Annotated in this window: 1 protein-coding gene and 1 pseudogene; both read left to right on the forward strand. The window is 45.3% G+C overall.

Features of this window, described 5'->3' with window-relative positions; all coding sequences use genetic code 11:
- The coding region (locus A3751_RS17495) for a cell envelope integrity protein TolA (RefSeq protein WP_156492582.1) at window positions 1–215 on the forward strand (215 nt) is incomplete at its 5' end.
- Between the two features lie 10 nt (window positions 216–225).
- A pseudogene (locus tag A3751_RS17500) lies at window positions 226–620 on the forward strand (Tol-Pal system protein TolB); the annotation flags it as partial.

The raw sequence follows: 620 nt of genomic DNA on the forward strand, positions 1-620 counted from the left end.
ATAGCGGAGGTTCTAGCGTTTTGTTACGCATCGAGCTTTTTCCTTCAGGAGAGTTATCCAAGGTTTCGATTATTAACTCAAGCGGTAACTCTGCGCTTGATGAAAGTGCTGTGCGGGCTGTACGGGCAGTGAATAAATTTGAGGTTCCTACGGAGCCAGCTTTTTTCGAAAAGTACTTTCGTAGCTTCCAAATGAGCTTTAAACCGTCTGATTAAACGGAATATTATGTATTTAGTTAAGTTTCTTGTATTCGTGGCGCTCACTCTCTCGGCGAGTGTTCGTGCAGAGCTATTAATTGAGATTACCAAGGGGTCTGATGATGCGGTTCCTATATCGGTGGTTCCTTTTACCAATCGAACTAACCAGCCGTTATCTGCAGATGTGGCAAGGATTATCGATGCGAATTTGCTTCGTAGCGGTGATTTCGTAACCTTACCTACAAACAAAATGCTCAGCTTGCCAGATCAGTCGACGGACGTGCATTTTCGCGACTGGAAGATGCTCGGGCAAAGTTTTGTGTTGGTCGGTCAGATTAGCTCGGATGCCGCCGGGCGTCGGTTTCACGTTCAATATGAATTGATGGACGTTTACAATCAGAAGCGGATAGTTGGGGAATTGAT

This window comes from Oleiphilus sp. HI0080, from assembly GCF_001635135.1.